A 4,754-nucleotide genomic window follows, 5' to 3' on the forward strand; every position below is an offset into this window, starting at 1 on the left:
GCCTGCACGACCACCTCGGGCACCGGCACCGAGCCGGACGGCGTCGCCGCCGGCGGGCTCGACGCAGCCGGCTGCCCGGCGTCGGGCTTGGGCGTGTCCGACTTCGGCGCTTCCGACCCAGGCTCATCCGACCTGGGTGCATCCGAGGCGGCGCCCGGCGGTGCAGGCGACTCCTGCGCCGGACCCGGCATCGGGAGCAGCACGGCCACGGAAAGGACTACCGCAAGCGGCCATTTCAGCCGCAGGACTCCCGCCGCGACCGGCGGAACGATGGCGGTGGATGTGCGGAGCGAACTGAACGATCGACGGAGAGACATAACATGCTCGGAAGAGGCGGCACTCGCGTGCACGCGCGGGGAATGGCGAAGATGATGGTGCGCGAGCGATGTCACGCCGTCGCGCGCGGCCGGCCGATCGGGCTTGCGGTGGAGCGGATCAGCCGAAAATGATGACGCGAGGCGGCGGGCCGCGCTGATACCGGCCCGTGGGCGAGTCGTACTGGAAAATGCGACCGTCGTTGCCGGGAGCAACGCTGGACACGACGAGAGCGGGAATTCGCGCAATGTCGTGGTCGATCGGAAGGATCGCGCATGGCGTCGGCGTCAGCGTGCACAGCGCGCATGGCGCGCGCCGGGATTGCTGGTCGGGTAAACCCTGATCATCCGGCGGGCCGTTTCCGCTGCCGTGGCAGATAACGAACAGGTTGGCCGTCGATGCATCGACGGCGGCCATGACGTGGCCGGCCATCACGCTGCTGAGCAGAACCTGAAGCGCGAGCGCGTAGGCCGCCACCATGGCGATCCACGGGCGCACGCCTGTTCGAGCTCTGAGTAGCTGCAACACGGAAACACCTCGCCGCCATGCATGGCATGCGGGCATTGCGGCCGAAGATCGGCATTGCCGCATGGCAGTGCGTTTTCTTCGTGGACTGTGATGGTACGGCAACAGCAAGCCTCAGCCGAAGCGAGCGGACGCGCGTGCGCGTTGCCAAGTCTGACGGCGCCATCAGCCAAGCTCGAAGGGCCCACGGCCGTCACGTCCACGTCGGCTCACGAGGACCATGCGGCCTATTCGGCGGGCGGAGCCCCGCAACCCGAAGAAACCGGCGCGCGTCGTCCTCGTCACGATTCGCGAGAGCGGCGGAAGATCATGTTCCGCTTCACGCGCAATCCGATCTATATCGGCATGTTCCTGGGCCAGACCGGCCTCGGCATCGGCTTCGACAGCCTGTGGGTTCTCGCCATGCTGGTGCCGTTCTGTCTCGTCATCCGCTACGGCGTCGTCGCCCGCGAGGAGGCCTATCTCGAGCGCAAGTTCGGCGCAGTCTATCTCGACTATAAGTCCGGCGTACGCCGCTGGCTTTGAGCCGCGCGCATTCGTGCATGCGTTGCTCGGGCTAGGCCGGCAGCCGCGTCAGCGGCGGATCAGCGCGTCGTGGACCAGCCCGAGGACGGCACCGAGGAGCAGCCACTCGGCATGTCGAGGCCACTCACTTGGCGGCAGCGGTCTGATCGGCAAGCCATTTCCGCACCGCCTTCATGTCCGCGGAGCCTTCTATGGTGGTGATCGATCCGTCGCGTCCGACGAGCATGGTACGTGGGATTTCGCCACGCCATTTTCGATCGACCTCGTACCGCAACCGCTCGACAAACCCGTCGACGAACATCCAGTTCTCGGCTCCGGCCAATCCCGTTTCGTCAATCATGGCGGAGACCGCGTCGGGCGCGTTCGGCACGAGATCGGCATTGATCACGACCAATTTCAAGTCCGGCCGCTCGCGCAGCAGCTTGCCCCATTGCGGCATCTCGGTGCGGCAGGGACCGCAGGTCACACCCCAAAAATGCACGATGGTCGGCTGACCGCCATGGGCCTCGAGAATGTCGTTCCAGCTGCCGCGGACGAACGGACGCAGCTCGACATCGGCAGGCGCGCCGTTCGCGGCGAGAGGAAGTAGGAGAATGGTCAGCGCCAGCAGCAGCTTTTTCATCGCAAATCCTCAAGGGCAAGGAGGCGATAACCCTCGGCTCGGGTTTGCCACGACAGAAACGCCCGCGCGCCGTCGGCCGCCAATACGGGATGATCCGATTCGTCCGCCGTGTCAGCGGCAACGATCGGCGGCGACCAGGTCCGCCCCCCATCCACCGACTTCATGACCGGCACGGTGGTCTTGTTGCCGTCGAACTCCTTCCAGGCGAGCCACAGCCGATCTGCGGTCGCGATCAGATAGGGCTGCGACGGGTTGCGATCGGCCTGCCCGATCGGCATCGGCGCCGAGAAGCTGCGCCCGCCGTCGGCGGAGGATGCATAGAACAGCCCCTTGCGGGCACTTCCGCTGGTGTACCAGGCGACGTGATAGACGCCGTCCGGCGATAGGGCCAAGCTCGGCCCGGCATGCGGGCACACGTCCGTTTTCCAATCATCGACGCTGACGCGGTACACCGGCCCTGGGGTCCAGCGGTCGGTGAAGGTCGTGACGGCATGATCGCGGATCGAGCCGGCGAATATATTGCGAAAGACGACGACCGGACGTCCCGGGCCGGCGAATGCGACGCCCAGGCGGCAGCATTCGCAGGTGTCGTCATGCGCGATATGCGTTTCGGAAATGGTGGCGCCATGGTCGTTCGACCAGGCGAAGGCGAGCGCAGCGCCGGCATATTCTTCATTCCGGGCCTTGGCCGGGATGCGATTGCGCTTGTCGAGCCAGGCGGTGAACAGCGATCCATCCGAGTCGAGCGCAATCGCCTCGAAGCGCTGGCTTTCCGGATCGGCCGTTATCGGGGCGGGCGCGGCAAAGCTGCGGCCGCCATCGACCGACCGAGTGTATAGGACGCGTCCGTTGAAGGCCTTGTCCTTGAATGCCGCGAAGGCAATGAAGGCGCGGCCGTCTCGATCGACGGCGATCTTCGGCCGGGCGTCGGGGCCCCAATCGAGATTGCTCGGCTCGGCCGAGGCCGAGACAGCCGGGCTGAACGATCGACCGAGATCGCGCGAGTGCGCGACCCAAACCTTGCCCGCCGCCATCCAAGCGAGCCACAGGCTGCCGTCGGGCGCAAAGGTCGGCGTCACCTTGAGAGCGCATCTGAGCGTGGGCTCGGCGCAAGCCTCCGTCGGCGCGTGAGCGTGCGACATCTGCGCGATCGCCGGGCTCTGCCAGCAAAGCAAAGCGGCGACACTCCCGCTCAGCATCAGTCTATCCATTGCACAAGCCCTCATTGCTGCGAGCATCGAGTGACATCTCTGCACCGTGCTGTCGTTGTCGGCTCAACTTTCAGGTCGAGGTCGACGAACGCGTATGGGTGAAAAAGACCGCTAGACCCCGGAACACCGATAGGGGTCACATTTTCATATGCTCCATTGCTCCGGAGGCTGCGTCGGATGCCGTCACGCGGAAGACCGCCGTTTTGCCATTGACGCTGACGGTCACCTTGTAGCGCCCGGCAGGCATCGTGACGTTATTGCCATAGTGGGTGGAGGCGGGCCCCTTGCCGATCGCCTGCATGACGACGACGGGAACCTCGATCTGCCCAGCGGCGGGACTGCGCTTGCGATCGAGCGACACGAAACTCATGGTTACGGTCGCGTCGGTGACGGCCTGGCGGGTCTTCCTATCGAAGACGTGCACGACCAGATGATGATTGGGATGCGATGCCGCATCCGGCATGACCGGCGTGGCGCCTCCTTCTATCTCCATCCCCTCCTTCACGTGCTTGGCCGCGACGTCCTCCTTGCTGAAGAACGGTTCGGCCGGCAGCACGTGGAGCTCGAGCCGGTAGGCTCCGGCCGTCTTGGCGCTCATCACGTCCTCGGCATTCGCCGGGATCGCGACCGCGGTTGCGGCGACCACTGCCGCAGCAAGCAGCCATTTTCGGCATGTCAGCATGTGTCTCACCCTTTCGCGAATTCGAGCGTCATCAATGGCCCGGCATCGGCATGCCCGGCATTGGCATGGCCGGCGCGTCCTTGCCGCCGGTAGCGCCCATCGCGCGCACGTCATAGTCGACGTCGACCTTGCCGGCTTTCTCGAACACCAGTGTCGCCTTGATGTGCTCGCCGGCGCCGAGCGGCTTCTTCAAGCCCATGAACATGACGTGGTACGAACCGGGCTTCAGCTCGACGCTCTGGCCCGGTTTGATTTCAAGGCCACCTTTCACCGGCCGCATCTTGGCCACGCCTCCGGTCATGCTCATCTCGTGCACCTCGAAGGACGACGCGACATCGGAGGAGCCGCCGATCAGCCGATCCGGTGCACTACCGTTGTTGGTGATCTTCATGTACCCGCCGGCGACGCTCGCCCCTTTTGGAGTGGCGCGCGACCAAGGATCGGCAATGACCAGGGAGCCGGCCTTGTAGTCGGCGGCGTGTGCGGTGGCGACGGCGAGGGCGACGAGGCCGGCGGCGGCAAACGGGTTGAAGCGCATGATCCAACTCCTGGGCTGGGTTTTGAATGGCCGACCGCGCGCCATCGACGCGCGCAGCGAGAGTAGCTACCTGTCTCGGAAGTCAGCCGAGCGGAGGTCCGCGCGCTTCCTGCGGCGCGTGCCTGGCGCCCGTAAGGGCGGGCCCCAGGCGTGGAGCGAACGGCCGCGGACCTTCGACAAACACGATCGGCGAGTGCTGGGCGGTTGCCGGCATGACCGCCGGTGCGGCTGCCGCGCAGGCGAGCGGACAAGATGCACAGTCGTCGCCGCGCTGCGGCAGCGACCCGTCGTCTCCGGCCGAGCCGTGTCCGCCCGCGCCGTCGCCGGAGCAGATCA

At 66.0% G+C, this 4,754-nt stretch carries 7 protein-coding genes and 1 pseudogene; 1 reads left to right on the forward strand and 7 read right to left on the reverse strand.

Going from position 1 to position 4,754, the window contains the following annotated elements:
* Both VH499_RS24215 and VH499_RS24220 read right to left on the reverse strand, forming a co-directional pair.
* Window positions 1–209 (reverse strand): annotated as a pseudogene (locus VH499_RS24215) (hypothetical protein); the annotation flags it as partial.
* Between the two features lie 226 nt (window positions 210–435).
* Window positions 436–795: a hypothetical protein gene (locus VH499_RS24220; protein WP_332055342.1), complete on the reverse strand. Its 360-nt coding sequence runs from the start codon at window positions 793–795 to the stop codon at window positions 436–438.
* Window positions 796–1,149: 354 nt separating this feature from the next.
* Here VH499_RS24220 and VH499_RS24225 point away from each other — a divergent pair, with 354 nt between their 5' ends.
* On the forward strand, window positions 1,150–1,365 hold the full coding sequence (locus tag VH499_RS24225) for a methyltransferase family protein (RefSeq protein ID WP_332055343.1): 216 nt from the start codon (window positions 1,150–1,152) through the stop codon (window positions 1,363–1,365).
* 124 nt (window positions 1,366–1,489) lie between these two features.
* On the opposite strand, the gene VH499_RS24230 is transcribed toward VH499_RS24225, so the two are convergent.
* The 5 genes from VH499_RS24230 to VH499_RS24250 form a co-directional block, all read right to left on the reverse strand.
* The gene (locus VH499_RS24230; protein WP_332055344.1) at window positions 1,490–1,987 is read right to left on the reverse strand and encodes a TlpA disulfide reductase family protein; all 498 of its coding nucleotides are present in this window, start codon (window positions 1,985–1,987) and stop codon (window positions 1,490–1,492) included.
* The gene (locus tag VH499_RS24235; RefSeq protein ID WP_332055345.1) at window positions 1,984–3,186 is read right to left on the reverse strand and encodes a sialidase family protein; all 1,203 of its coding nucleotides are present in this window, start codon (window positions 3,184–3,186) and stop codon (window positions 1,984–1,986) included. Before VH499_RS24235 ends, VH499_RS24230 begins: the two co-directional genes overlap by 4 nt.
* Window positions 3,187–3,334: 148 nt before the next feature.
* A complete protein-coding gene (locus VH499_RS24240; RefSeq protein WP_332055346.1) occupies window positions 3,335–3,880 on the reverse strand; it encodes a hypothetical protein in 546 nt (181 codons plus the stop codon).
* A 31-nt stretch (window positions 3,881–3,911) separates the two neighbouring features.
* A complete protein-coding gene (locus tag VH499_RS24245) occupies window positions 3,912–4,418 on the reverse strand; it encodes a copper chaperone PCu(A)C (RefSeq protein WP_332055347.1) in 507 nt (168 codons plus the stop codon).
* Between the two features lie 82 nt (window positions 4,419–4,500).
* Window positions 4,501–4,754 (reverse strand): hypothetical protein (locus VH499_RS24250; protein WP_332055348.1); only part of this gene is annotated, 254 nt, incomplete at its 5' end.

Origin of the sequence: Reyranella sp. (genome assembly GCF_036558665.1) — a bacterium.
Taxonomy (GTDB): Bacteria; Pseudomonadota; Alphaproteobacteria; order Reyranellales; family Reyranellaceae; genus Reyranella.

Coding starts and splice junctions, on each gene's coding strand:
- VH499_RS24220 (WP_332055342.1), bottom strand. CDS start 795: ATGGTGGCGGCCTACGCGCTCGCGCTTCAGGTTCTGCTCAGCAGCGTG.
- VH499_RS24225 (WP_332055343.1), top strand. CDS start 1,150: ATGTTCCGCTTCACGCGCAATCCGATCTATATCGGCATGTTCCTGGGC.
- VH499_RS24230 (WP_332055344.1), bottom strand. CDS start 1,987: ATGAAAAAGCTGCTGCTGGCGCTGACCATTCTCCTACTTCCTCTCGCC.
- VH499_RS24235 (WP_332055345.1), bottom strand. CDS start 3,186: ATGCTGAGCGGGAGTGTCGCCGCTTTGCTTTGCTGGCAGAGCCCGGCG.
- VH499_RS24240 (WP_332055346.1), bottom strand. CDS start 3,880: ATGCTGACATGCCGAAAATGGCTGCTTGCTGCGGCAGTGGTCGCCGCA.
- VH499_RS24245 (WP_332055347.1), bottom strand. CDS start 4,418: ATGCGCTTCAACCCGTTTGCCGCCGCCGGCCTCGTCGCCCTCGCCGTC.